The organism is Subtercola frigoramans (assembly GCF_016907385.1).
GTDB lineage: Bacteria > Actinomycetota > Actinomycetes > Actinomycetales > Microbacteriaceae > Subtercola > Subtercola frigoramans.
On the sequence record NZ_JAFBBU010000001.1, the window covers coordinates 1,743,409 to 1,765,088 of the forward strand.

The window sequence follows — 21,680 nt, forward strand, 5'->3', positions numbered from 1 at the left end:
CTCACGGCGTCACCCGAATCGCAGGAGTATTGGCGCTTGTCACCAAGAGCATTGGAGAGATGTCCGATCGCGAGTTGTACAGAGTGGATAAGAGATGCCGTGAACACGGGTCGATGGCGATAACCTCCCACCGACCATCCACATTCCCCGAGGAGCATTTATGACTGGATCGCCGACTGAATCCCCGGCCATCGACGAAAGTGGGCCCGTGATCGACGGCCAGGTGTCGCGGCACCCAGCACTCACCGGCATGCAGCAGATGCAGGCCCTGATCGCCTCCGGCGTTCAGCCCCCCATCGGCGAGACCATGGAATTCGCTCTCGAGAGCATCGACGAGGGTCGCGCCGTCTTCTCCGGGCATCCCACCAGCCGCGTGTACAACCCCATCGGTTCGGTGCACGGTGGGTATGCCGCGGCACTACTCGATTCGGCGTGCGGCTGTGCGGTGCATTCGTTGTTGACCGAGACGCAGGCCTACACCACGCTGGAGCTGAAGGTCTCGTACCTGCGGCCGATGACCACCGAGACGGGGCCGGTCCGTGCTGAGGCGACGGTCGTCAAGATGGGCGGCAGGGCTGCGTTCGCCGAAGCGAAGCTGACGGATGCCCGGGGCACCCTGCTCGCAACGGCGACGTCGACGCTCCTGGTCTTCGCCCGCTGAGTGCCGGCACGGCTCGCGAGTCGGTGCCGCTACTTGGCGTTGTTCCAGTCGTCGGCGCGCTCCACGTACCCGCTGATGATCTCGATGAAATCCGCGGTCGGAACGTGGCTGGGATCGACATCGTACTTCTCGAGTTCGGCCTGGAGACGCTCGATCTCCTCGTCGATCTCGAGAACGATGATGGCGTTCGTCTGCGCCTGGTCGAGATTGACCAGCATGTCGAGGGCCTTCTCGATGTCTGCCCGGCCGCCGAATTCGTAATTGCTCATGGGCCCTGAGTTTAGTGTGTCGCCTCCGAATTTCGAGGGGACTTTCCGCGTCACGGGCATCGCAGGGCAGCGCCGCGCTCAGAGCAGGAAACTACGGTCGAGAAAGTCATAGCAGGCACATAGCAAGGGCAACGAATTCATGCAGCCTGGAAGGGCAGGCTGTTCTCCGACGAAGGAGAGCAGGATCATGGATTCCAGAAGGCAAGGCAGGCGTCGGGCAGGCCTCGTAACGGTGGCTGTCGGTGTGACGAGCCTGATCGCAGCGGGTGCGACGAGTATTGTGCTGTGGGCGGGCGAATCCGTCTCTTCAACAGCGAGTTCCGGCAGCAGCAGTAGCGTCAGTGTGTCTAACACGTCGTCGAGTTCATCGGTGGGCTCGTCGTCGAGCACCTCCTCTGCCGCATCATCCGGCGGTGTGAGCGCGGGTACCAGCGGTTCGTCCAGTGCCAGCTCGTCGGGCTCATAGTCTCCGAACACCTCGATTGAGCCACGAACTCTGCTAAACTCGCAAGGTTGCCGTCGAACGGCCGCGGATAAAGAGAGCCACAGCACTGGGCTGATGGCGCCGCGCAACAAGAGAAACGGGGTCATCTATGCCATTAACGCCAGATGCCAAGAAAGCCATCATTGACGAATACGCCACCCACCCAGGTGACACCGGGTCTCCCGAGGTTCAGGTTGCGATGCTCACCACACGCATCCTCGACCTCACCGAGCACCTGAAGTTTCACAAGCACGACCACCACTCACGTCGTGGCCTGCTTCTGCTGGTTGGCCAGCGTCGTCGTCTGCTCGGTTACCTCCAGAGCGTCGACATCGAGCGTTACCGCGCGCTGATCGCGCGTCTGGGGCTGCGCCGCTAACACGACGCAGAACCGTTCAGGCTTGAGCTTGGATCGATGGGTCGCTTCCCTGCGGGGAAGCGACCCATTTTCATGTGCCTGGGCGATGGCTGCAGCCCGGGGAGATCTGCGACACTGGAGTGGATGACGAAGAGCACTCCGCGCGCCTCCCTGCCACTCTGGCGATGGGACCCGTTTCTGGTCGCGGTGGTTCTCGGCCTCTCGATCGTTGCTGGCATCTTCCAGAGACTCGCTGTGCCCGTGCTGAGCCAGGTCATGGTCATCTCCTTGCTGGTGATCGCTGTGGCGGCCGCTCTCGTTTTGCTCGCTCCCTTCGCGATTCCCCGCTTGCGACGTGATGCCGAGGGATCATTGACGCTGACAGAGCGCACCGTGCTGCTGCCCGTCGCTGATTCGTCGCCCCGCGAGACATTTCCCGTCGTCGACTCGGCCCGCTACCAGGCCAGTATCGACGCCGCCTACGCACGCGGCGGTGGTTCCCAGATCGCCGTTCTCGTACCACGTGCGACGCGGTGGCTGCGAAGGGACTACCGCGTTGCAGTGGACCTCACGATCGGCACCCGCGTCTATCGGGCAGGCTTTCTCCCGCAGCAGATCGACACGCACCTCGACGCACGGCTGATCACGCCGGCCGAACGACATGAGTACGTGACGGTCGACGCCCGCATCCATCAGATCAAGCGGCCCTACACCCTGACGGTGGAGTTGCCAGAGTCGCTGCTGCGCCCCGAGGAATAGACGACATTACCTCAGAAAGTGTGGCGCTACTAGGTGTGCGAGAGGGGCACTGGTAGCATCAGATTGTTACAAACGGAGCAGGCTGGTACGAAGCTGGTCACCGGTGGTGGTATCCCGAAGCGGCATGAGCGCGGGCGTCGGTGTATTTCTACTGTTGGCCAGAGAAAAATTCGCTCCCAGGCAGCGCTACAACGCGGCCAGCGCCACATCACGATGGCCCTGCTCCGACCAGGAGGATCGCCTTCCACACGGGAGGGCGACGTTCTCCGCGCCTGAATGGTGCGGGAAGAAAATCAAAGGAGAAAACCCCCATATGGAGGGTCCAGAAATCAAATTCGCCGAAGCCGTTCTCGACAACGGTTCGTTCGGCACTCGTACGATCCGTTTCGAAACGGGTCGTCTGGCGCAGCAGGCACAGGGTGCCGTCGCCGCCTACCTCGATGAAGAAACCATGCTGTTGAGCGCCACGAGCGTCTCGAAGCACCCGAAAGACAACTTCGACTTCTTCCCGCTCACCATCGACGTCGAAGAGCGCTCGTATGCAGCAGGCAAGATCCCCGGCTCGTTCTTCCGTCGTGAAGGCCGCCCCTCGACCGAGGCCATCCTCGTCTGCCGCCTGATCGACCGGCCGCTGCGCCCGTCGTTCGTCACCGGACTCCGCAACGAGGTCCAGGTCGTCATCACCGTGCTGAGCATCGCTCCCGGCGAGTTCTACGACGCTCTGGCCATCAACGCCGCCTCGGCGTCGAGCCAGATCTCGGGTGTTCCGTTCTCCGGCCCGATCGGTGCGGTTCGCCTCGCGCTGATCGGTAGCCAGTGGGTCGCATTCCCGACCGCCGCGCAGCTCGCAGACGCCGTGTTCGACATCGTGGTTGCCGGTCGTGTCGTCACCGACAAGAACGGCAATGACGACGTCGCCATCATGATGGTCGAGGCTGAGGCCACCGAGCACAGCTGGAACCTGATCCAGGCCGGCGCCACCAAGCCCGACGAGGCTGTTGTCAGCCAGGGTCTCCAGGCCTCGAAGCCCTTCATCAAGCAGCTCGTCGGCGCGCAGGTCGTTCTCGCCCAACAGTCCGCGAAGGAGATCGCACACTACCCGGTCTTCCTGCCGTACTCGAAGGAGTCCTACGGCAACGTCGCCGGTCTCGCCTACGACGAGCTCGTGCGTATCTACCAGATCGCCGACAAGATCGAGCGCCAGGATGCCGATGATGCCCTCAAGGAGCGTGTCAAGGTCGCCATCACCGAGAAGGTCGAAGCTGGCGCCATCCCCGCGACTGTGCTCACCGAGTTCTCGGCGGCGTACAAGTCGGTCACCAAGGTGGTCGTTCGCGGCCGTATCCTCCGTGACGGAATCCGCATCGACGGCCGTGGACTCTCCGACATCCGCCCGCTGGATGCCGAGGTCGAGGTCATTCCCCGCGTGCACGGTTCGGCGATCTTCCAGCGCGGCGAGACCCAGATCCTGGGCGTCACCACGCTGAACATGCTGAAGATGGAGCAGCAGATCGACTCGCTGAGCCCCGTCACCAAGAAGCGTTACATGCACCACTACAACTTCCCGCCCTACTCGACCGGTGAGACCGGCCGGGTCGGTACCCCGAAGCGTCGCGAGATCGGCCACGGCTTCCTCGCCGAGCGTGCCCTCGTGCCGGTCCTGCCCAGCCGTGAAGAATTCCCCTACGCCATCCGCCAGGTCTCAGAAGCTCTGGGATCGAACGGTTCGACGTCGATGGGTTCGGTCTGCGCGTCGACTCTGTCGCTGCTCAACGCTGGTGTGCCGCTGCGCGCCCCGGTTGCCGGCATCGCCATGGGCCTCGTCTCCGACGAGGTCGACGGTGAGACCCGCTACGCTGCCCTCACCGACATCCTCGGTGCAGAAGATGCTCTCGGCGACATGGACTTCAAGGTCGCCGGAACGAGTGAGTTCATCACGGCCATCCAGCTCGACACCAAGCTCGACGGCATTCCGACGTCGGTGCTCGATGGCGCACTCGGCCAGGCCAAGGCTGCACGCACTGCGATCCTCGAGGTGCTGAACGCTGCGATCTCCACGCCTGACGAGATGGCACCGACCGCCCCCCGCGTGATCTCGGTGCAGATCCCGGTCGACAAGATCGGCGAGCTGATCGGCCCGAAGGGCAAGACGATCAACCAGATCCAGGACGACACCGGAGCCGACATCTCGATCGAAGACGATGGCACCGTATATATCGGCGCTGTCGACGGCCCCTCGGCCGAGGCTGCTCGCATGGCGGTCAACGCCATTGCGAACCCGCTGAACCCCGAGGTCGGCGAGCGGTTCCTGGGAACGGTCGTCAAGATCGCGACCTTCGGTGCGTTCGTGTCGCTCATGCCCGGTAAAGACGGCCTGCTTCACATCAGCGAGGTTCGAAAGCTCGCCGGTGGCAAGCGTGTCGAGAACGTCGAAGACGTGCTCGGCGTCGGCCAGAAGATCCAGGTCGAGATCACCAAGATCGACGACCGCGGAAAGCTCTCGCTCGCTCCGGTGATCGACGAGGCAGTCCCTGCAGACACCGAAGGTTCCGCAGCGCACAGCGCGGGCCCCGAGGCACCCGCAGAAGGCGCCGAAGTATAGCCACCGAATACCGGTGACGGATGCCCGTGCCTACACTCTCGTCGAGGGTGGTGGGTACGGGCATCCGTTCGTTAAGCTGAACCAGACGAAAGGCACAGCATGAGCCAGGCAGCAAAGACAACGGAGTCCGTGCAGTTCAGCGAGTTCGGGGGAGTTGACGTTCTCGATCTTGTCGAGATCCCGATGCCGCACCCGGCACCTGGGGAAGTACTCGTCGAGGTTCTGGCCTCGGGAATCAACCACATCGAGGCGTACATCAGGCAGGGTCTCTTCGCGAACGAGATCGCCGTGTCGAAGCCCCAGGCCCAGGGCAGCGACTTCGCCGGGATCGTGCTCGAGGTCGGCGAGGGTGTCACGCAGTTCAAGCGTCACTCCGAGGTGCTCGGGCACTCGAGACTCTCGGCGCAGGCGTACCACATCGTCGTTCCGGCAGAGAATCTCGTGCCGAAGCCGAAGGACCTCTCCTGGGAGGTGGCAGGTTCTCTCTTTCTTGCCGGCCTCGCGGCCCACGACCTCGTCGAATCCGTGCATCTGAAGGCAGGGGAGACCATTGTGGTGTCGGCAGCGGCCGGCGGCGTCGGCAGCATCGAGATCCAGCTCGCGAAGCTCAAGGGTGCCAACGTGATCGGCACGTGCGGCGAGCGAAATTTCGACTATCTCAGGCAGCTCGGAATCAAGCCGGTCGTCTACGGCGAGGGCCTCGTTGACCGCATTCGCGAGCTCGCTCCCGACGGTGTTGCCGCCTACCTCGACAACTTCGGGCAAGACGGCAAGGCAATCGCGGACGAACTCGGTGTCGTGCCCTCGCGTTTCAAGTCGAGTGACGACCGCAAGAGAATAGAGCTCGCGGCGATCGTGCCCGACAGTGAGGGTGCAAAGCACAACACGACGGTTCTCACCGAGCTCGCCCACCTCGCCGCCGATCACAAGATCTCGGTACTCATCTCGGGCTATTACCCCCTGGGGTTCGTGCGCCAGGCCTTCGACGATCTGGAGAAGCGCCACGCCCGGGGCAAGATCGTGCTCGGAATGAAGCCAGCCCACAGCTACGGCGTCACAAAGGCCAGAGACATAGCCGACGCCCGGCCCTGACGTGTCGATCTGACGCTCGCGGGCACGAACCGGCAGAGCCGACGTGCCCGCGATCGGCTAAGGTTAGGCACGATGAACGGTGCTGTTGCTCTCCCTCTTGACCTGCCCGAGCTGTCTCTCACCGCATCGGGAGATGCGCTTGTCAGGCGATCGGTTCTCCCCAGCGGAATACGCGTACTGAGTGAGCGTGTTCCCGGTGCACGAAGCGCCACCGTCGGTTTCTGGGTGGCGGTGGGTTCACGCGACGAGCTCGGTGCGGAACCTGCGCTCGGCGACATGGCTGCTCTCCCGTCTCGCTTCGGATCCACGCATTTTCTCGAACACCTGCTGTTCAAGGGCACCCCCACACGCTCGGCTCTCGAGATCGCCGTCTCGTTCGACGAGGTGGGCGGGGAACACAATGCCCTCACCGGCAAGGAGTACACCTGCTACTACGCCAAGGTGCAGGACAAAGACCTGCCGATGGCCGTCTCAGTGCTCGCCGACATGTTCACCTCGTCTGTGCTCGATGAGGCAGAGTTCGAGAACGAACGCGGCGTGATTCTCGAAGAGCTGGCGATGGCCGACGACGACCCGAACGACGTTGTGGGTGAGCGGTTGTTCGAAGCGGTGCTGGGCGATCATCCACTCGGTCGTCCCATCGGTGGCGACAACGACACGATTCGTGGCGTGACTCGCAGTGCCGTCTGGCAGCACTACCTGGCGAACTACCGCCCGAACGACCTCGTCGTCACGGTCGCCGGCGCCGTCGACCACGACGAACTCGTCGCGCTGGTGACGGCTTCGGTGAGTGCGGCGGGCTGGGACCTCTCTGCAGCGGCACGCCCGGTCGAACGCCGTGCCCCGCTTGCCGCGAGCGTCACACGCGGCTCGGCCCTGTCACTGACGACACGGCCCAACGAACAGGCCGTCGTCATGCTCGGGTACCCCGGGCTGGTCGCGACCGATGACCGCCGTTCGACCCTGAGTGTTCTCAATTCGGTGCTGGGCGGCGGCATGTCGTCGCGGCTCTTCCAGGAGGTGCGGGAGAAACGCGGGCTTGCGTACTCTGTGTACTCGTTCGCCTCAGGTTACTCAGACGCCGGTGTCTTCGGTCTTTACGCCGGATGCTCGCCGAAGAACGTCGGCGTCGTGAGTGAGTTGCTCGTGGCCGAGTTCACCCGTCTCGCCGAGAGCGGTGTCACGGCCGACGAACTCCGCCGCGCCAACGGCCAGCTCTCCGGGTCGGCGGCACTCTCGCTCGAGGACTCCGACACGCGCATGTCGAGGCTCGGGCGATCGGAGATCACCACCGGTGAATTCGCCGACCTCGACGTAGCACTCGGCCGGCTTGCCGAAGTGACGGCCGCTGACGTGCAGGCGCTGGCGCAGGAGATACTCTCGCGCCCGCTCTCGGTCGCGGCTGTCGGAGCGGTCGAGGCTTCAGCGTTCGACTCGGTTCTCGGCAGTGCTTCAGGCTCAACCGAGGCGACGGCCGCCGGCCCGGTTCTGGTGGGATCATGACGGTCGGGCACGTGCTCTACCTCGTGCGCCACGGCGAGCAGGTCGATGCCGAGTACGGTGTCGCCGACGGCCCTCTGTCGCCGCGCGGTGAACGCCAGGCACGGTTGATCGCCGATCGCCTCGGCGGGGTTCCGTTCGACAACGTCTGGCATTCGCCCCTGCAGCGCGCCGCTGAGACTGCCGCGATCATGGGCAAGCAGTTGCCGGCACTCGACCCCAAACCGTCGCCGTTGCTGTTCGACTGCGTTCCAACCGAGTACTCGCCTGAAATGCCTCACGCCTTCGAACCGTTCTTCAACGCCGTGAGCGAGGAAGAGGTCGATGCAGGGCGGGCCCAGATGTCCGATGCGATCGCCGAATTCCTCACTCCGTCGCGTGAGACCCGCCATGACCTGCTGATCACGCACAACTTTGTCATCGGCTGGTTCGTACGCGAGGCTCTCAGCGCGCCGGGGTGGCGCTGGGTCGGGGTCAACCAGGCGAATTGCGGTCTCACGATCATCCGGTATCGCAGCGGCCGCATGCCTGAACTGGTGACGCACAACGATCTGGGCCACCTGCCGGTCGAATTGCGCACGGGGCTCGCCGATCCGCAGCCCTACTGACGCGCGGGCCTACCGCGTTGTCGCCCTGCAGAAGCGGAGCGGGGTCGAGCGACAGCTGTACTACGAAAGCTGTTTTGCGTACCAATTCGTCGCGTTCGCATTGTCGTTGTAGGGTTCCGTCTGCTCGTAGCCGAGTCGGGTATAGAGCCGGGCGGCGGCAGTGAGGCGCGCATTCGTGTCGAGAACGAGCTGCGTCGCACCGAACTCGTGAGCTCGCCGCTCCAACTCATTCATCAGTGCGATCGCCCAGCCCTTGCCGCGGGCGGCTTCACTGAGCCAGACGTGCTTCACCTCGAAGCGCACGGGAGTCGCCTCGGTGACTGTGCCCGCTTCGAGCTGCCTGGCACGCTCGCCAGCGGTGCCCGGAGCGTTATCCGCGGCTGCCTGGGGGAGCAGCCTGATGCCCCCGCACCCCACTGCGGCGTTGTCGTCGTCAATCACGAGCAGGAACACCCCGGCGGGGGGCGTGAAGGTCTCGGCCTCAGGGAACCGGGTGGTGTACACGCCTCCGACCTCGGTGAATTCGAGTTCCCGGCTGCCGAAGTAGTCACCCAGTAGTCGGATGGAATCCGGCTCTGTCACGGCGGCCTCACGCAGGTGCATACCATCCAGCCTAGGCGAGCGCTGGTCGAGTGGCACTGGAGTGTCGAGACGGTGTGTCTCGTGAGCCGCGCGTGAAAAGGGCGGCCCCTCGCACGGAGTCATCAGCAGCGCTTGGTAGATTGGCAGCATGAGTACGAAGGTTGCCGTTGTCGGCGCGACGGGCAAGATGGGCCAGCTGGCAACACGACTGATCGAAGGCAGCACCGAGTTCGAGGTGTTCGCCTCCCTCGGCTCGAAGGACTCCTTCGATCGGATGCTCGGTGCAGACCTCGTTCTCGACGTGACCGTTCCCGGGGTGAGCCAGGGAGTCGTCGACTTCGCTGTCGCCCACGGGCTCAATGTGCTGGTGGGTACGAGCGGATGGTCGGGTGACCGTATTCTCGCCCTCGAACACACTCTTGCAGCCCTCCCTGACACGGGCGTCGTGATTGTGCCGAACTTCTCGCTCGGCTCGGTTCTGGCAACGGCCTTCTCTGCCATGGCTGCGCAGTTCTACGATTCGATCGAGATCATCGAGGCTCACGGCTCCACCAAGGTCGACTCGCCTTCCGGCACTGCCGTGAGAACGGCCGAACTGATCGGCGAGGCCCGCGCCGGTGTCGGGCCCGTCTCTGCGCCGCACACCGACCAGCGGGCCAGGGGCCAGCAGGTCGCCAGCATTCCCGTTCACAGTCTGCGGCTTCGCGGAGTCGTCGCCAAGCAGGATGTGATCCTCGGCGGAACGGGGGAGGTGCTCACCATCAGCCACGAGACCATCTCCCCGAGTGCCTATGAAACGGGAATCCTCCTCGGCCTGCGGGCGGCCGTCAGTGCGCGCGGAGTGATCGTCGGCCTCGACAAACTGCTGAATCTGTCTGCTCTTCTCGCGGCCCCACGTTCGGCCGCCGACAGCGGCTGGGCGCCGGAGCCCGAGAGTGTCTCCGGCCAGGCCGCCCGGGCGACGATCGCCTGATGGTCGACCCTGTGAATGAGTCGACCGCCGCCAAGGCGAATGGCCCTGTGAAACGCAGAGGAGTTTCGAAGGGCAAGATCGCCGCGTTCGTCATGTCCGCCTTGCTGGTGGTCTACCTCGTGCTGGTGTTCCAGCATGCCCTGCTGTTCATCGGTACCGGTGCTCCGGCCGGAGTTGCAATCGGCGTCGCCTTGATCGTGTTCCCGATCGTCGGTGCCTGGGCGCTGTACCGTGAGCTCCTCTTCGGATTCCGCACCCAGAAGCTGGTGGGTCTGCTTCGAGACGACGACCTGTTGCCCGTGGATGATCTGCCCAAGCATCCCAGTGGCCGCCCGTTCCGCGCCGCCGCAGACGCGGACTTCGAAACCTACCGCGACGAAGTCGAGGCGGCTCCCGAGAGCTGGCAGGCGTGGTTTCGCCTGGGTCTCGCCTATGACGCCAGCGGCGATCGCAAGCGGGCACGGAAGGCCCTACGACAGGCGATCGCTCTCTACGAGAAGGCCTAGGTCGCGAGGGCGGCAGACAGTGTGTCGTCGAGTGAGGTGTCTCTGAAGGTGAACCCGTCGGCTGCGATCAGCTGTGACGACTCGTTCTGGTCGGAGAGGATGAGTTCGCGCCCGGCGTCCGCCAGTGCAGCCTTGATGGCCCAGGAAGGCGCGGGCAGCCAGTAGGGCCGGTGCACGAGCTCGGCAATCGCCCGCATGACCTCGGATGCTGTGGCCGGGGTGGGTGCGGCGAGATTGACTGGCCCGCTCAGCTCCGAATCGAGCAGGTGCACGATCGCGGCCGCCTCGTCGTGCAGGCTGATCCACGGCCAGTGCTGTTCACCGGAGCCGAGGGGTCCCGCACCGCCGAGAAGCGCGATTCGTCGGAGGGTCGCGACGAGGCCACCCTTTCCGATCACCACACCGGTCCTGAAATTCGTGACCTTCGTTGCAGGCTCAGCGAGGCGCGATGCGGTCTCCCAGGCGTCGACGACTCTCGGAAGGAAGCCCTCACCGATCGGTGATGCCTCGGTGAGCAGTTCGCCGGGACGGTTCCCGTAGTAACCCACCGCTGAGCCGCTGAGAAAGACGGCGGGAGGGTTCTTCGCCTTGTTGATCGCTGAAGCGAGGGTGGTGGTGGCATTGACTCGCGATTCGAGAATCACACGTTTGTAGGCCAGCGTCCACGGCAGCCGCGAGATCGACGCCCCAGACAGGTTGATCACGGCATCGGCGCGCTCGATCGTCTCGGGGTTCAGCCATCCGGCATCCGGGTCCCACATGCGTTCGTCGGGGTGGTGTGTGGGGTGTCGCACCAGGTTCACGACGACGTGACCCGATGAGCGGAGCTGCCTGGCGACTTCGGTGCCGATGAAGCCTGACCCACCGGCGATCAGAACAGTGTGCGTATCGGTCATAACGTGGCCTTGGCCTCCTGGATCGGTTTCTCCAGACTACTCGCCAGTGAAGGCTGAAGGAGGTGTCAGGCCCCGAGCGCCGGCTGTGCCTTCGTGACCCGGATGAGCAGCAGGTACAGCTGGCAACCGAGGCAGTATCCGAAGACCGAGTTGAGGAATGCGGCCACGAAGGCTGCAGCTGCTGCAATCACCACGGCGTACGGAACACCGGCGAGGGCGAGAACAAGGCCGGCCAGGGTGATGGCAAAGCCGACACCCTGGGCAAAGGTCGGGGGTTTTGGGTCTTCCAATTCAGTGGGCGCGGGAAGGCGCGGCCGGATGAGGGCACGGAAGAGCAGGCCGTACGGGTGACGTCTGACACCGGCGAACGCACCCCAGGCGAACAGCGCACTGATGACCGCGAGCAGGATGAAGGCGGGTTCTGCAGTTCGACCGCCGATCGATTCGGCTGGAGTGGCGGTCGAGCCGAGTCCGAGCAGGAGTACAGCGATCAGCAGCACTGCGGTGATGCCAGCGCTGAACCGAGGTCCGCGCGGGTCGATGCCGCGTCTCTCTGCCGGGCGGGACGACGTGGTTGCAGACTTCGCGGAGGTGCTGGCGGCGCTCAATGGTCGCTCCTGACTGATCGAGTTGAGTGGAGTGCGGCGAGCTCTGCCTCGACGGCACCCGGGCGGGGAGCGCCCCCGATCCGGGCCGTGATGCGACCGTGTCGGTCGAGAATGAACGTGGTCGGCGTCTGGAGGATGCGGAACCTGTTGGCCAGGTCACCACGGTGAGTGAGGTCGACATCGACGTGATGCACGTCGTCGTACTGCTCTGCCAGCAGACCCAGTCGCCTGCGCGTAGCCGGGCACGTGGAGCAGAATTCAGTCGAGAACTGCAGGAGCGTCGCGTGTTCCCCGAAGGTGATATCGGTTCCGAAGTCCGATTCGGCGAGCCCTGCGGTGCCGCCCGACACCGTGTCGTTCCCCAGGTCGATCGAGGGGACCGATGGTGACGTGCTGCGTCCGCCTGGGCCCTGCCGGGCATCCACTGTTCGCACAGCCGTGCCCTGGCTTCGACGCCACAGCAATCCGACCACCGTCGTCGCACCGACGAGGGCGAGAACGATGAGCACAGTGGTCAGAGTCATGATGTGACCACGGTACGCGCGGGGGCACAACCCGGCCCGATTGTGACCTGAGATTACGAACAGGTGGCGCTGAGTAAACGTTCAGCGAGGCGGAGCACACTGGGTGCTGCAGTGCTGGGGCAGCGAGTGAGGGTGAACATGGGCTCATGGGGAACCATGAGCATGATCGAGGGTCCGCTCGTCATCGCTCTGTGCTCTGCCTCCGTGGCGCTCCTCCTCTTTCTGGTTCTCGTCAGGCCGGGGCTGCGATGGCGGCGGCGGTCGCATTCGACCGCGCTGGCCGTGGCGGCTGGCGTAGGTGCCCTGGTCGGCGCGGCCGCGACCTGGCTCACGGACGACGTGCTGAACCTCGTCGGTGTCGACTTCTCGTTCGCGACGCGGCTCTGGATTGCCGCCACGTTCGCCGGTGTCGCTGTGGCGCTGTGTTCGTTCTGGCGATCGCGGTGGTACCACAAGGCACTCGGCCTCTGTGCCAGTGTCGTGTTCCTGATGACGGGCGCAGTCGGAATCAACATCGATTTCGGAACGTACCCGACCGTCAACTCGCTGCTCGGCGTCAGCCCGTATGACTCTGTCTCGGTGCCCGCCCTTGCGGCGGCACACGACTACCCCTCACCCCTGTCGGCGAGCTGGTCGGCACCAGCGGACATGCCTGCGACGGGCATGGTCGCGTCGGTGAGCATTCCCGCGACGGTCTCGGGATTCGTGGCGAGAAAAGCGCTCGTCTACCTGCCGCCTGCTGCGCTCACTGCTTCGCCACCAGTACTCCCTGTCGTGATCACCCTTTCGGGCCAACCGGGATCGCCCTCCGACCCGCTGGTCTCCGGGCACCTCATCGAATCGCTCGACACCTTCGCCCAGGCCCATTCGGGTCTCGCGCCGATCGTGGTCTCACCCGACCAGCTCGGTGATGCGCAGAACAATCCGATGTGCGTCGACGGTGCCCTGGGTAACTCGGCGACGTATCTCACCGTCGACGTCGTGAACTGGATCAGGTCCTCGCTGCCGGTCGCTGCACCCGGGCCGGAGTGGGGTATCGCCGGGTTCTCACAGGGCGGTACCTGCTCGATCCAGCTCGGGGCAGGGCATCCGGAGCTCTTCGGGGCCATTCTCGACGTGTCGGGTGAGCTGGTGCCGGCGAACGGCGAGGAACAGGAGACCATCGACTCCGGGTTCGCAGGCAGTCGGGCGGCCTATCTCGCCGCGTTGCCGGAGTCCATCCTGAAGGCTCGTGCGCCCTATTCGACTTTCGCCGTCTTCTCGGCGGGCCAGAACGACACGATCTATCAGCCAGACGCAGTGGTGATGTCTGACGCTGCCCGGGCTGCCGGCATGACTGTCTCCTACTTCGTGGCTCCGGACAGTGCCCACGACTACACCACGGCGACGTATGCTTTCGGTCGTGGGTTCGCCGAACTCTCCGCTCACTGGGGGCTCTGATCATGACGACATCTCTGGCTCCTCGCCCCACTGTGGCGCCGTCTGGGGCGCCTTCCGAACGCGCGCGCCGACGACTTCGGCGCTTCGAGTCGTGGCTCGGCCGCTGGGCGTCGTCCATTCCGTTCACCTGGACGATCGCCGGTGTCGCGACGGTGGTGAGCGTGCTGCAGCTGGTCTTCCATGCGTCGCTCTACCGGATTCTCGACGGGGTGCTTTCGCAGAGCTTCGACTCGGTGGTCACGCAGCATCACTGGTTCGCGCCAGTGACCTCGGTACTCATCGGTGCCAGAGCCCTGCACATCGTCGTACTGCTGCCGCTGATCCTGGTGGTGCTCGGTGCGGCCGAACGCCTGATGGGCACCTGGCGCACGATTGTCGTCTACCTGAGTGTCGCTATTCTCGGTGGAATCCTGGGGGTGCTCGTTGAGGGAATCGGTCTCTGGCTCGGCCTGATCGCCGCCGAGCAGGTACGTTCGCAGGCAACGATCGACCCCGTGATCCCGATCGTCGGTACGATCATGGCCGCCAGCGCCTTCACCGGCCCGCTTCTGCGGCGCCGCATCCGGCTGCTGGGTTTCGCCGGACTCCTCATGTTCGTTCTCTACTCCGGCGAGCCGAGAGACCTCTACCGGGTGATTGCCGCGGTTGCCGGCCTCATCATCGGCTCACTCTGGACCCGGCGCGTGAACCGAACGCCGGCGACACGACTGAACCTGACGCGCAGTTCGCACCGGGAACGACGATCACTGCTCGCTGCCCTGGTGGCCATCACGGCTGTCGGGCCCCTCATCACCATCATCACACCGAGCGGTTTCGGCCCGTTGCAGCCACTGGGGCTGCTCTTTCGGGACACCCTCGGATCGGTCGCTGGGGCGGCCGACTGCGCTGCAGTCGGCTACAGCGACGCCTGCGCTGACTCGTTCTCGCTGGCCAGGCTCGACGGCCCGGGGCCGGTGCTCGTCACGGTGCTCCCGCTCGTCGTGCTGGTCATCGCGGCAATCGGCATCCTCCGCGGCCGCCGGGTCGCCCTGTGGCTGGCTGTGAGCGTGAACGTGTTCCTCTCGGTGCTGGGCATCGCTTACTACGGCGTTCTGCCCGCACTGGGAGCCAACACCTTCTTCGACCTCTCCAACGGGCAGTTCGACCAGTACAGCATCTCGGTGATCATCTCGATCGCCCTCCCGTTGGTCATCGCCGCCCTGCTGATCGTCAACCTGCGCATCTTCCCGACCGAATTCTCCGAAGGCGCAACTCCCCGGTTCTTCCTGGGTGTCGGCGTCGCCTTCATCGTCATCGCACTCGTCTACCTCGCCCTCGCCCTGATGTTCCGTGCCCAATTCGATCCGGTCGTCTCACTCTCCGACCTCCTGACCGACCTGCCGGAGCGCTTCATGCCAGTCGGCTTCCTCTCGCTCGAACGGGTCGACGTCTTTCCCGTGGGTGATGCGGCCCGATTCGTGTACGGCTGGGTAGGCCCGGCTTTCTGGTTCAGCGTGATTGTCGGTGCCATTCTGTCGATCTCGCACGTTCGACTGGGTTCTGCCGCAAACGCCACTGCGATCATCCGGTCGCTCCTGTACCGAGGTGGCCGCGGGTCGTTGTCATGGATGGCGACCTGGCCCGGAAACCACTACTGGTTCTCTGATGGCCGTACTTCTGCTGTCGCCTACCGTGTTGTGAACGGGGTGGCGATCGCCCTCGGTGAACCCCTGGGCGAACCGGATGATCGGGCCGACGCCATTCGCCACTTCACCGTCTTCTGCACCAATCATGGCTGGACGCCCGTGTTCTACGTCGTCTCGGGAGCTATGCAACCCGTTTTCGACGAATTGCAGTGGTCACTGCTTCAGATTGCCGAAGAGGCGACCATCGACCCGCGGGCCTTCTCCCTGCAGGGCAGGAGGATGCAGGACATCCGCACGTCGATCAACAAGGCGGTGAAGACCGGGGTGCGAGCGGAGTTGACCGCGTACCACAACCTGACGCTGCCGCAGATCGCCCAGATCAGGGACATCTCGGAGGGCTGGATCGCCGAGAAGGATCTGCCCGAGATGGGATTCACTCTCGGAGGGGTCGATGAGCTGACCGACCCCGAGGTGACGCTCACGCTTGCCTTCGACGACTCAGGAACCATCCTCGCTGTGACGAGCTGGCTCCCCACGTACCGCGACAGTCAGGTCATCGGCTGGACGCTGGATTTCATGCGCCGCCGCCAGGGAGCCATGAACGGCATCATGGAGTTCACGATTGCCGAGACGGTGCTGGCTGCCCGCGATGCTGGGCTCGAGTTCGTGAGCCTGTCTGCGGCCCCGCTTGCGCACACCGAATCGGCCGGTGCCGGGCAGGAGGGTGCTCGCGCAGCGGTGCTGGGAGTGTTGGGGCGGGCACTCGAACCGATATACGGATTTCGCTCACTGCTCGTCTTCAAGCAGAAGTTCCGGCCCCGCAATGTGCCGCTGTACCTGGCGTACGCCGACCCGCTGTCGTTACCGGCAGTCGGCGTTGCTTTGACTCGCGCCTACGTGCCCACTTTCTCAGCACGGCATGCCCTCGGCTTCCTGAGTCGCTCGGCATAGTGCTACCCTGAAAGGGTGTCTTTCGGTCTGCTCCTTCTTAGCTGCCGCGACGAGCGCTAACAGGGCTCCCTCGTCGCGGAGTTTGTCGTTGGCCCACCCCCATACGCTGAACCGCAGGAGAAGAACCCGTGAAGAACCACCAGACCGCATCGGCAATGCCGATCCACAAGTATCGCCCGTACACCGAGACGTTCGCCGTCGATCTGCCTGACCGCACCTGGCCGTCCACCGTCATCACCCAGGCCCCGCGCTGGTGCGCGGTCGACCTCCGCGACGGCAACCAGTCGCTCATCGACCCGATGAACCCCGAGCGCAAGCGCATCATGTTCGACCTGCTGGTGCGCATGGGGTACAAGGAGATCGAGGTCGGCTTCCCGAGTGCGAGCCAGACCGACTTCGATTTCGTTCGAAGCCTCATCGACGAAGACGCCATTCCGGCCGATGTCACCATCCAGGTTCTGACGCAGGCCAGGGAGCACCTGATCGCGCGCACGTACGAGTCGATCGTCGGTGCGAAACAGGCGATCGTGCACCTCTACAACTCCACGAGCATCCTGCAGCGTGACGTCGTGTTCAGAAGCGACAAGCAGGGCATCATCGACCTGGCACTCGAGGGCGCGAGGCTGTGCCGCCAGTACGAGAAGACGATTCCCGCGACGACGGTCTACTACGAGTACTCGCCAGAGAGCTACACGGGTACCGAACTCGACTTCGCTCTCGACATCACGAACCAGGTGCTGGAGGTGCTCGAGCCGACCGCCGAACGCAAGGTGATCGTCAACCTGCCGTCGACCGTCGAGATGGCGACGCCGAACGTCTACGCCGATTCGATCGAGTGGATGTCCCGCAATCTGAACCATCGCGAGAACGTGATCATCTCGCTGCACCCGCACAACGATCGCGGTACGGCAGTCGCGGCAGCCGAACTCGGCTACATGGCCGGCGCCGACCGCATCGAGGGCTGCCTCTTCGGCAACGGTGAGCGCACCGGCAACGTCGACTTGGTCGCGCTGGGCATCAACCTGTTCACCCAGGGCATCGACCCGCAGATCGACTTCAGCGACCTCGACGGTGTGCGCCGCACCGCCGAGTACTGCAACCAGCTCAAGGTGCACGAGCGCAGCCCCTGGGCCGGCGACCTGGTGTACACCGCCTTCAGCGGCTCGCACCAAGATGCGATCAAGAAGGGCTTCGAAGCCATGGAGGCCGACGCGGCCGCCCAGGGCGTACACGTCGATTCGCTGCTCTGGGCCGTGCCGTACCTGCCCATCGACCCCAAAGACCTCGGTCGCAGCTACGAAGCCGTCATCCGGGTCAACTCGCAGTCCGGCAAGGGCGGGGTCGCCTACCTACTCAAGAACGACCACGCGCTCGACCTGCCCCGCCGCCTGCAGATCGAGTTCAGCGGTGTCGTGCAGGCCAAGACCGATGCCGAGGGCGGCGAGGTCACCAGCGATGAGATCTGGTCGATCTTCCAGGACGAGTACCTTCCCGCTCCCATTTCGCGCGCCGAAGACAAGTGGGGCAGGTTCGAGCTGACGCGCACCAGCACCTCGAGCGATCTGAACGGCACGACATCCCTCACCGTCGACCTGCGGGTCGGCGAGGAGACTCGGCAGATCGTCGGGTCCGGCAACGGCCCGATTGCAGCTTTCCTCGATGTTCTCGGCACCGAGGGTGTCGAAGTGCGTGTCTTCGACTACGTCGAACATGCGCTGAGTGCCGGGGGAGACGCCTTGGCTGCGGCCTACGTCGAGTGCCAGGTCGAGGGCGTCACCTACTGGGGAGTCGGAATCGACGCAGACATCTCGACAGCGTCGCTCAAAGCGGTCGTGTCGGCGGTGAACCGCGCCATCCGCGTGACCGGTCGCGACCGCCAGCTCGCCTCCGTGTGAGTCTTGCTCCCAGCTGGTTGAGTAGCACTGAAGGTACGTATCGAAACCCCCACGTTCGGCCGTGCTTCCGCTACAGCATCGAGCCATGACCGATAATTGACTGTGCCCCTCTACCGAGACGACGTGGTCGTGCTTCGTACCCACAAGCTGGGCGAAGCCGACCGCATCGTCACCATGCTCTCGCGGCAGAATGGCAAGATCCGTGCCGTCGCCAAGGGTGTGCGCCGAACCGCGTCCAAGTTCGGTGCACGCCTCGAGCCCTTCATGGTGGCCGATGTGCAGTTCTTCGAGGGTCGAACGCTCGATACCATCACCCAGGCGGAGACCATCGCCTCCTACGGTGCTGAGATCTCGGCCGACTACGCCAGTTACACCGCGGCAAGCGCGATGGTCGAGACCGCCGACAAGCTGACAGAGGCCGACGCGACCCAACAGCAGTATCTTCTTCTGGTGGGCGCCCTCCGTTCGCTGTCCCGCGGCGAACACGGTTCGAGCCTGACACTCGACTCGTACCTGCTGAGAGCGCTGTCGATGGCGGGATGGGCACCGAGCTTCTCCGATTGCGCCGTGTCTGGTGCGCCGGGCCCGCATTCGGCCTTCGTCGTTCAGCTCGGTGGAGTGGTGAGCGACGAACTCGCCCCGCCGGGCACGCCGAGACTCGACCAGGCGACACTCGGGCTGCTGAGTGCGCTGCTCTCCGGCGACTGGGTGACGGCAGACTCCACTGCGGAACGGGTTCGCTCGCAGGCGAGTGGTATCGTCGCCGCCTACACCCAGTGGCACCTTGAACGGGGGCTGAAATCGCTCCAGCATGTGGACCGCTCGAATTCGACCATCCATACCCTGCGAGAGGCGCAACTCGCTCGGCTGAGCACGCCGGCACCGCTGACCAGTGATCCCAGAACGAAAGCCTGAAGCCTCATGAGCCGTGTGCAGAAGACCTCCCCCCTCGCGGCCGAGTTCCGCCCCCTCGACTACACCGGAATCTACCCGCCAGACATTCCGCGGTCGCAGGTGCCAGCACACATCGCTATCGTGATGGACGGCAACGGTCGGTGGGCCAATGCGCGCGGGCTCACGAGGGTCGAGGGTCACAAGGCCGGCGAAGCCTCGCTGCTTGACGTTGTGGCCGGCGCCATCCAGATCGGCGTGAAGCACCTCAGCGTGTACGCCTTCTCCACCGAGAACTGGAAGCGGTCTCCCGACGAGGTGCGCTTCCTGATGGGCTTCAACCGCGAAGTGCTGCATCGGCGCCGCGACCAGCTCAACGAATGGGGCGTGCGCGTGCGGTGGGCGGGGCGCAGGCCGAGGCTCTGGGCATCCGTCATCAACGAATTGCAGTTCGCCGAACGCCTCACAGAAGCGAATTCCACTCTCACGCTCACCATGTGCGTCAACTACGGCGGCAGGAACGAGCTGACGGATGCTGTGCAGTCCATCGCCGCAGAGGTCGCCGCCGGGCGGCTGAAGCCAGGTGGCATCTCGGAGAAGGTGATCCAGCGCCACCTCTACGTTCCCGACCTCCCCGATGTGGACCTGTTCGTGCGCAGCTCGGGGGAGCAACGAACGAGCAACTTCATGCTCTGGCAGTCGGCCTACGCCGAGATGGTGTTTCTCGACCGCCTGTGGCCGGACTTCTCCCGCACCGACCTGTGGGAGGCCATCGACCACTACGCTGGCCGCTCCCGCCGTTTCGGTGGCGCGGTGGACGCCCCGAAACCCTGATCCGCCGCCAATTGACTTTCCCCGTTCCGTCGGTCGACGTAGCAGGCACCGACAGAAGCAGGAGAGTCGATCAGGTCAGTCGCGAGGCTGGAGGGGGTCGGTGATGTCGGCGATGGTGGCATCGAACGACGCGAGCAGTGCGTCGGCGTCGACGAGCAGGCTGTGCCCGGGCGCTCCGGCGCCGAGCGCGATGCGTTTGCCGAGCATCCGTTCGTCTGCGATGACGGGCAGCAGGGTGGTGCTGCCGAGCGGGGTGATGGTTCCGCGCTCATAGCCCGTGGCCTCGAGGGCCCGCTCGGGTGACGGCAGTGAGAGCTTGTTGACACCCAGCAGGGCCCGGAGCTTCGACCAGCTGATCTGGCGATCGCCCGGCACCAGCGCGAAAAGATAGTCGCCATCGTGGCGTTTGACGACCAGCGACTTGACCACGTCAGAGGGCAGAAGGCCCAGCAGTGCAGCGGCCTCCTCGAGGCTGTTCGCCGGGGGGCGTTCGACGATCTCGATGGTGAGACCGCGCGCACGTGCATCGTGATCGACTCGTTCTGTAGCGCTCTGCGGCATGCATCCATCTAAGCCGATGCCCGGGAATACCTCGCTCGGCACTGTCGTTGCCCACTACATGAGTGAAGCCATCAAAGTCGACGTCTGGTCGGATATCGCCTGCCCCTGGTGCTACATCGGTAAGCGGCAGCTCGAGGGCGGGATCGCCCAATACGCGGCGTCTGTGGCTGAGGGCGCAGCTCTTCCGGTTGAGATCGAGTACCACAGCTTCGAACTCTCGCCAGACACACCGGTTGACTTCGAGGGCAGTGAAGTCGACTTTCTTGCCGGGCACAAGGGTCTCGCCCCAGCCCAGGTCGAGGGCATGCTCGAGCGCGTCACCGGTATCGCCGAGAGTGTCGGGCTGCGTTACGACTACGACGCCCTGCAGCACACCAATACCGTGAAGGCCCACCAGCTGATCCACTATGCCAAGGCGCACGGCGTGCAGCTCGAAGTGAAGGAGCGCCTGCTGAAGGCCTACTTCGAAGAGGGCCGTCACGTGGGGCGCGATGAAGACCTGGCCGACCTTGCTGCCGAGATCGGGCTCGACCGCGCCGACGTTCTTCGTTCGCTGCAGAGCAACGAGTTCCTGGCCGATGTGAGGGCCGATCAGGCCCAGGCCGTGGAGTTCGGCATCCAGGGCGTGCCATTCTTCGTCTTCGACTCCAAATACGGTGTCTCGGGCGCCCAGGAGGAGTCGGCATTCGCCCAGGTCTTCGCGCAGCTGGCTGAAGAACGCGGCGAGGCGAGCCTGGTCAGCGCACCTGCCGGAGTCGCCGACACCGAGGTGTCACAGTGACGGAAGAACATGCCCCCACAGGCGCTCCAATCGAGCTTTCGAGCGCGGCTCTGCCCGGCGGGACCGCCCGCGGCACGATTCGCAGGATCGGCACCGCCTCCACACTGGTCCAGCTGCTGCGCGACACCGCCAGCTCCGCCGTCTGCGGGGTCGACGGCGTGTGCGAGGTGCCCGAGATCACCGACAAGAACTCCTCCACCGACCGCACCCCGTAACGCGTCTGTGCACAGGGCCAGGCGAAACGGCATGGCCGTCCCGAAACTCTGGGAGAATTGAAGCA

Annotated in this window: 23 protein-coding genes; 16 read left to right on the top strand and 7 right to left on the bottom strand. The window is 64.6% G+C overall.

Annotation, left to right across the window (positions count from 1 at the left end):
• Positions 1 to 160: 160 nt before the first annotated feature.
• Positions 161 to 661 (top strand): PaaI family thioesterase, encoded by a 501-nt coding sequence (locus JOE66_RS08235; protein WP_239518259.1) that lies wholly within the window; start codon positions 161 to 163, stop codon positions 659 to 661.
• Between the two features lie 29 nt (positions 662 to 690).
• On the opposite strand, the gene JOE66_RS08240 is transcribed toward JOE66_RS08235, so the two are convergent.
• A complete protein-coding gene (locus tag JOE66_RS08240; protein WP_205108418.1) occupies positions 691 to 930 on the bottom strand; it encodes a hypothetical protein in 240 nt (79 codons plus the stop codon).
• 78 nt (positions 931 to 1,008) lie between these two features.
• Complete coding sequence (locus JOE66_RS08245) at positions 1,009 to 1,407, bottom strand: hypothetical protein (RefSeq protein ID WP_205108421.1); 399 nt, start codon at positions 1,405 to 1,407, stop codon at positions 1,009 to 1,011.
• A 116-nt stretch (positions 1,408 to 1,523) separates the two neighbouring features.
• On the opposite strand from JOE66_RS08245, the gene rpsO reads away from it, so the two are divergent.
• The 6 genes from rpsO (at position 1,524) to JOE66_RS08275 (ending at position 8,333) form a co-directional block, all read left to right on the top strand.
• On the top strand, positions 1,524 to 1,793 hold the full coding sequence (rpsO, locus tag JOE66_RS08250; RefSeq protein WP_205108423.1) for a 30S ribosomal protein S15: 270 nt from the start codon (positions 1,524 to 1,526) through the stop codon (positions 1,791 to 1,793).
• Positions 1,794 to 1,916: 123 nt separating this feature from the next.
• Positions 1,917 to 2,531 carry a hypothetical protein gene (locus tag JOE66_RS08255; RefSeq protein ID WP_205108426.1) on the top strand — a complete coding sequence of 205 codons (615 nt, stop codon included), beginning with the start codon at positions 1,917 to 1,919 and terminating at the stop codon, positions 2,529 to 2,531.
• A gap of 313 nt (positions 2,532 to 2,844) precedes the next feature.
• Positions 2,845 to 5,133: a polyribonucleotide nucleotidyltransferase gene (locus JOE66_RS08260; protein WP_205108428.1), complete on the top strand. Its 2,289-nt coding sequence runs from the start codon at positions 2,845 to 2,847 to the stop codon at positions 5,131 to 5,133.
• 99 nt (positions 5,134 to 5,232) lie between these two features.
• On the top strand, positions 5,233 to 6,225 hold the full coding sequence (locus tag JOE66_RS08265; protein WP_205108430.1) for an NADP-dependent oxidoreductase: 993 nt from the start codon (positions 5,233 to 5,235) through the stop codon (positions 6,223 to 6,225).
• A gap of 72 nt (positions 6,226 to 6,297) precedes the next feature.
• Positions 6,298 to 7,728 (top strand): M16 family metallopeptidase, encoded by a 1,431-nt coding sequence (locus JOE66_RS08270; RefSeq protein WP_205108432.1) that lies wholly within the window; start codon positions 6,298 to 6,300, stop codon positions 7,726 to 7,728.
• Positions 7,725 to 8,333, top strand: coding sequence for a histidine phosphatase family protein (locus JOE66_RS08275; RefSeq protein WP_205108434.1), 609 nt, complete (start codon positions 7,725 to 7,727; stop codon positions 8,331 to 8,333). The genes JOE66_RS08270 and JOE66_RS08275 overlap by 4 nt, the downstream gene beginning before the upstream one ends.
• 60 nt (positions 8,334 to 8,393) lie before the next feature.
• Here JOE66_RS08275 and JOE66_RS08280 read toward each other — a convergent pair whose 3' ends face one another.
• A complete protein-coding gene (locus JOE66_RS08280; protein WP_205108436.1) occupies positions 8,394 to 8,936 on the bottom strand; it encodes a GNAT family N-acetyltransferase in 543 nt (180 codons plus the stop codon).
• 127 nt (positions 8,937 to 9,063) lie between these two features.
• Here JOE66_RS08280 and dapB point away from each other — a divergent pair, with 127 nt between their 5' ends.
• Complete coding sequence (dapB, locus tag JOE66_RS08285; RefSeq protein WP_205108438.1) at positions 9,064 to 9,888, top strand: 4-hydroxy-tetrahydrodipicolinate reductase; 825 nt, start codon at positions 9,064 to 9,066, stop codon at positions 9,886 to 9,888.
• A 92-nt stretch (positions 9,889 to 9,980) separates the two neighbouring features.
• Positions 9,981 to 10,394, top strand: a complete 414-nt coding sequence (locus tag JOE66_RS08290) for a tetratricopeptide repeat protein (protein WP_205111781.1) — start codon at positions 9,981 to 9,983, stop codon at positions 10,392 to 10,394.
• Here the strand turns inward: JOE66_RS08290 and JOE66_RS08295 are convergent.
• The 3 genes from JOE66_RS08295 to JOE66_RS08305 all read right to left on the bottom strand — a co-directional run bounded on the left by JOE66_RS08295 (position 10,391) and on the right by JOE66_RS08305 (position 12,422).
• Positions 10,391 to 11,290 (bottom strand): TIGR01777 family oxidoreductase, encoded by a 900-nt coding sequence (locus tag JOE66_RS08295; protein ID WP_205108440.1) that lies wholly within the window; start codon positions 11,288 to 11,290, stop codon positions 10,391 to 10,393. The genes JOE66_RS08290 and JOE66_RS08295 overlap by 4 nt on opposite strands.
• Before the next feature lie 65 nt (positions 11,291 to 11,355).
• Positions 11,356 to 11,898, bottom strand: a complete 543-nt coding sequence (locus JOE66_RS08300) for a DUF4395 domain-containing protein (RefSeq protein ID WP_205108442.1) — start codon at positions 11,896 to 11,898, stop codon at positions 11,356 to 11,358.
• Positions 11,895 to 12,422, bottom strand: coding sequence for a TlpA family protein disulfide reductase (locus JOE66_RS08305; protein ID WP_205108444.1), 528 nt, complete (start codon positions 12,420 to 12,422; stop codon positions 11,895 to 11,897). Before JOE66_RS08305 ends, JOE66_RS08300 begins: the two co-directional genes overlap by 4 nt.
• 162 nt (positions 12,423 to 12,584) lie before the next feature.
• Here JOE66_RS08305 and JOE66_RS08310 point away from each other — a divergent pair, with 162 nt between their 5' ends.
• The 5 genes from JOE66_RS08310 to JOE66_RS08330 all read left to right on the top strand — a co-directional run bounded on the left by JOE66_RS08310 (position 12,585) and on the right by JOE66_RS08330 (position 20,058).
• Complete coding sequence (locus tag JOE66_RS08310) at positions 12,585 to 13,862, top strand: alpha/beta hydrolase (protein ID WP_205108446.1); 1,278 nt, start codon at positions 12,585 to 12,587, stop codon at positions 13,860 to 13,862.
• 2 nt (positions 13,863 to 13,864) lie between these two features.
• Positions 13,865 to 16,438, top strand: a complete 2,574-nt coding sequence (locus JOE66_RS08315; RefSeq protein WP_205108448.1) for a bifunctional lysylphosphatidylglycerol flippase/synthetase MprF — start codon at positions 13,865 to 13,867, stop codon at positions 16,436 to 16,438.
• Positions 16,439 to 16,566: 128 nt separating this feature from the next.
• On the top strand, positions 16,567 to 18,333 hold the full coding sequence (gene leuA / locus JOE66_RS08320; RefSeq protein WP_205108450.1) for a 2-isopropylmalate synthase: 1,767 nt from the start codon (positions 16,567 to 16,569) through the stop codon (positions 18,331 to 18,333).
• A 102-nt stretch (positions 18,334 to 18,435) separates the two neighbouring features.
• Positions 18,436 to 19,248 carry a DNA repair protein RecO gene (recO, locus tag JOE66_RS08325; protein WP_205108452.1) on the top strand — a complete coding sequence of 271 codons (813 nt, stop codon included), beginning with the start codon at positions 18,436 to 18,438 and terminating at the stop codon, positions 19,246 to 19,248.
• Positions 19,249 to 19,254: 6 nt separating this feature from the next.
• A complete protein-coding gene (locus tag JOE66_RS08330) occupies positions 19,255 to 20,058 on the top strand; it encodes an isoprenyl transferase (RefSeq protein ID WP_205108454.1) in 804 nt (267 codons plus the stop codon).
• Positions 20,059 to 20,133: 75 nt separating this feature from the next.
• On the opposite strand, the gene JOE66_RS08335 is transcribed toward JOE66_RS08330, so the two are convergent.
• Positions 20,134 to 20,619 carry an aminoacyl-tRNA deacylase gene (locus tag JOE66_RS08335; RefSeq protein ID WP_205108456.1) on the bottom strand — a complete coding sequence of 162 codons (486 nt, stop codon included), beginning with the start codon at positions 20,617 to 20,619 and terminating at the stop codon, positions 20,134 to 20,136.
• Between the two features lie 58 nt (positions 20,620 to 20,677).
• Here JOE66_RS08335 and JOE66_RS08340 point away from each other — a divergent pair, with 58 nt between their 5' ends.
• Complete coding sequence (locus JOE66_RS08340) at positions 20,678 to 21,400, top strand: DsbA family oxidoreductase (protein ID WP_205111783.1); 723 nt, start codon at positions 20,678 to 20,680, stop codon at positions 21,398 to 21,400.
• Entirely contained in the window at positions 21,397 to 21,615 is a 219-nt protein-coding gene (locus JOE66_RS08345; RefSeq protein WP_205108458.1) for a hypothetical protein, read from the top strand. The genes JOE66_RS08340 and JOE66_RS08345 overlap by 4 nt, the downstream gene beginning before the upstream one ends.
• Positions 21,616 to 21,680 lie beyond the last annotated feature (65 nt).

Coding starts and splice junctions, on each gene's coding strand:
- JOE66_RS08235 (WP_239518259.1), top strand. CDS start 161: ATGACTGGATCGCCGACTGAATCCCCGGCCATCGACGAAAGTGGGCCC.
- JOE66_RS08240 (WP_205108418.1), bottom strand. CDS start 930: ATGAGCAATTACGAATTCGGCGGCCGGGCAGACATCGAGAAGGCCCTC.
- rpsO (WP_205108423.1), top strand. CDS start 1,524: ATGCCATTAACGCCAGATGCCAAGAAAGCCATCATTGACGAATACGCC.
- JOE66_RS08255 (WP_205108426.1), top strand. CDS start 1,917: ATGACGAAGAGCACTCCGCGCGCCTCCCTGCCACTCTGGCGATGGGAC.
- JOE66_RS08260 (WP_205108428.1), top strand. CDS start 2,845: ATGGAGGGTCCAGAAATCAAATTCGCCGAAGCCGTTCTCGACAACGGT.
- JOE66_RS08265 (WP_205108430.1), top strand. CDS start 5,233: ATGAGCCAGGCAGCAAAGACAACGGAGTCCGTGCAGTTCAGCGAGTTC.
- JOE66_RS08270 (WP_205108432.1), top strand. CDS start 6,298: ATGAACGGTGCTGTTGCTCTCCCTCTTGACCTGCCCGAGCTGTCTCTC.
- JOE66_RS08275 (WP_205108434.1), top strand. CDS start 7,725: ATGACGGTCGGGCACGTGCTCTACCTCGTGCGCCACGGCGAGCAGGTC.
- JOE66_RS08280 (WP_205108436.1), bottom strand. CDS start 8,936: ATGCACCTGCGTGAGGCCGCCGTGACAGAGCCGGATTCCATCCGACTA.
- dapB (WP_205108438.1), top strand. CDS start 9,064: ATGAGTACGAAGGTTGCCGTTGTCGGCGCGACGGGCAAGATGGGCCAG.
- JOE66_RS08290 (WP_205111781.1), top strand. CDS start 9,981: ATGTCCGCCTTGCTGGTGGTCTACCTCGTGCTGGTGTTCCAGCATGCC.
- JOE66_RS08295 (WP_205108440.1), bottom strand. CDS start 11,290: ATGACCGATACGCACACTGTTCTGATCGCCGGTGGGTCAGGCTTCATC.
- JOE66_RS08305 (WP_205108444.1), bottom strand. CDS start 12,422: ATGACTCTGACCACTGTGCTCATCGTTCTCGCCCTCGTCGGTGCGACG.
- JOE66_RS08310 (WP_205108446.1), top strand. CDS start 12,585: ATGATCGAGGGTCCGCTCGTCATCGCTCTGTGCTCTGCCTCCGTGGCG.
- JOE66_RS08315 (WP_205108448.1), top strand. CDS start 13,865: ATGACGACATCTCTGGCTCCTCGCCCCACTGTGGCGCCGTCTGGGGCG.
- JOE66_RS08330 (WP_205108454.1), top strand. CDS start 19,255: ATGAGCCGTGTGCAGAAGACCTCCCCCCTCGCGGCCGAGTTCCGCCCC.
- JOE66_RS08335 (WP_205108456.1), bottom strand. CDS start 20,619: ATGCCGCAGAGCGCTACAGAACGAGTCGATCACGATGCACGTGCGCGC.
- JOE66_RS08340 (WP_205111783.1), top strand. CDS start 20,678: ATGAGTGAAGCCATCAAAGTCGACGTCTGGTCGGATATCGCCTGCCCC.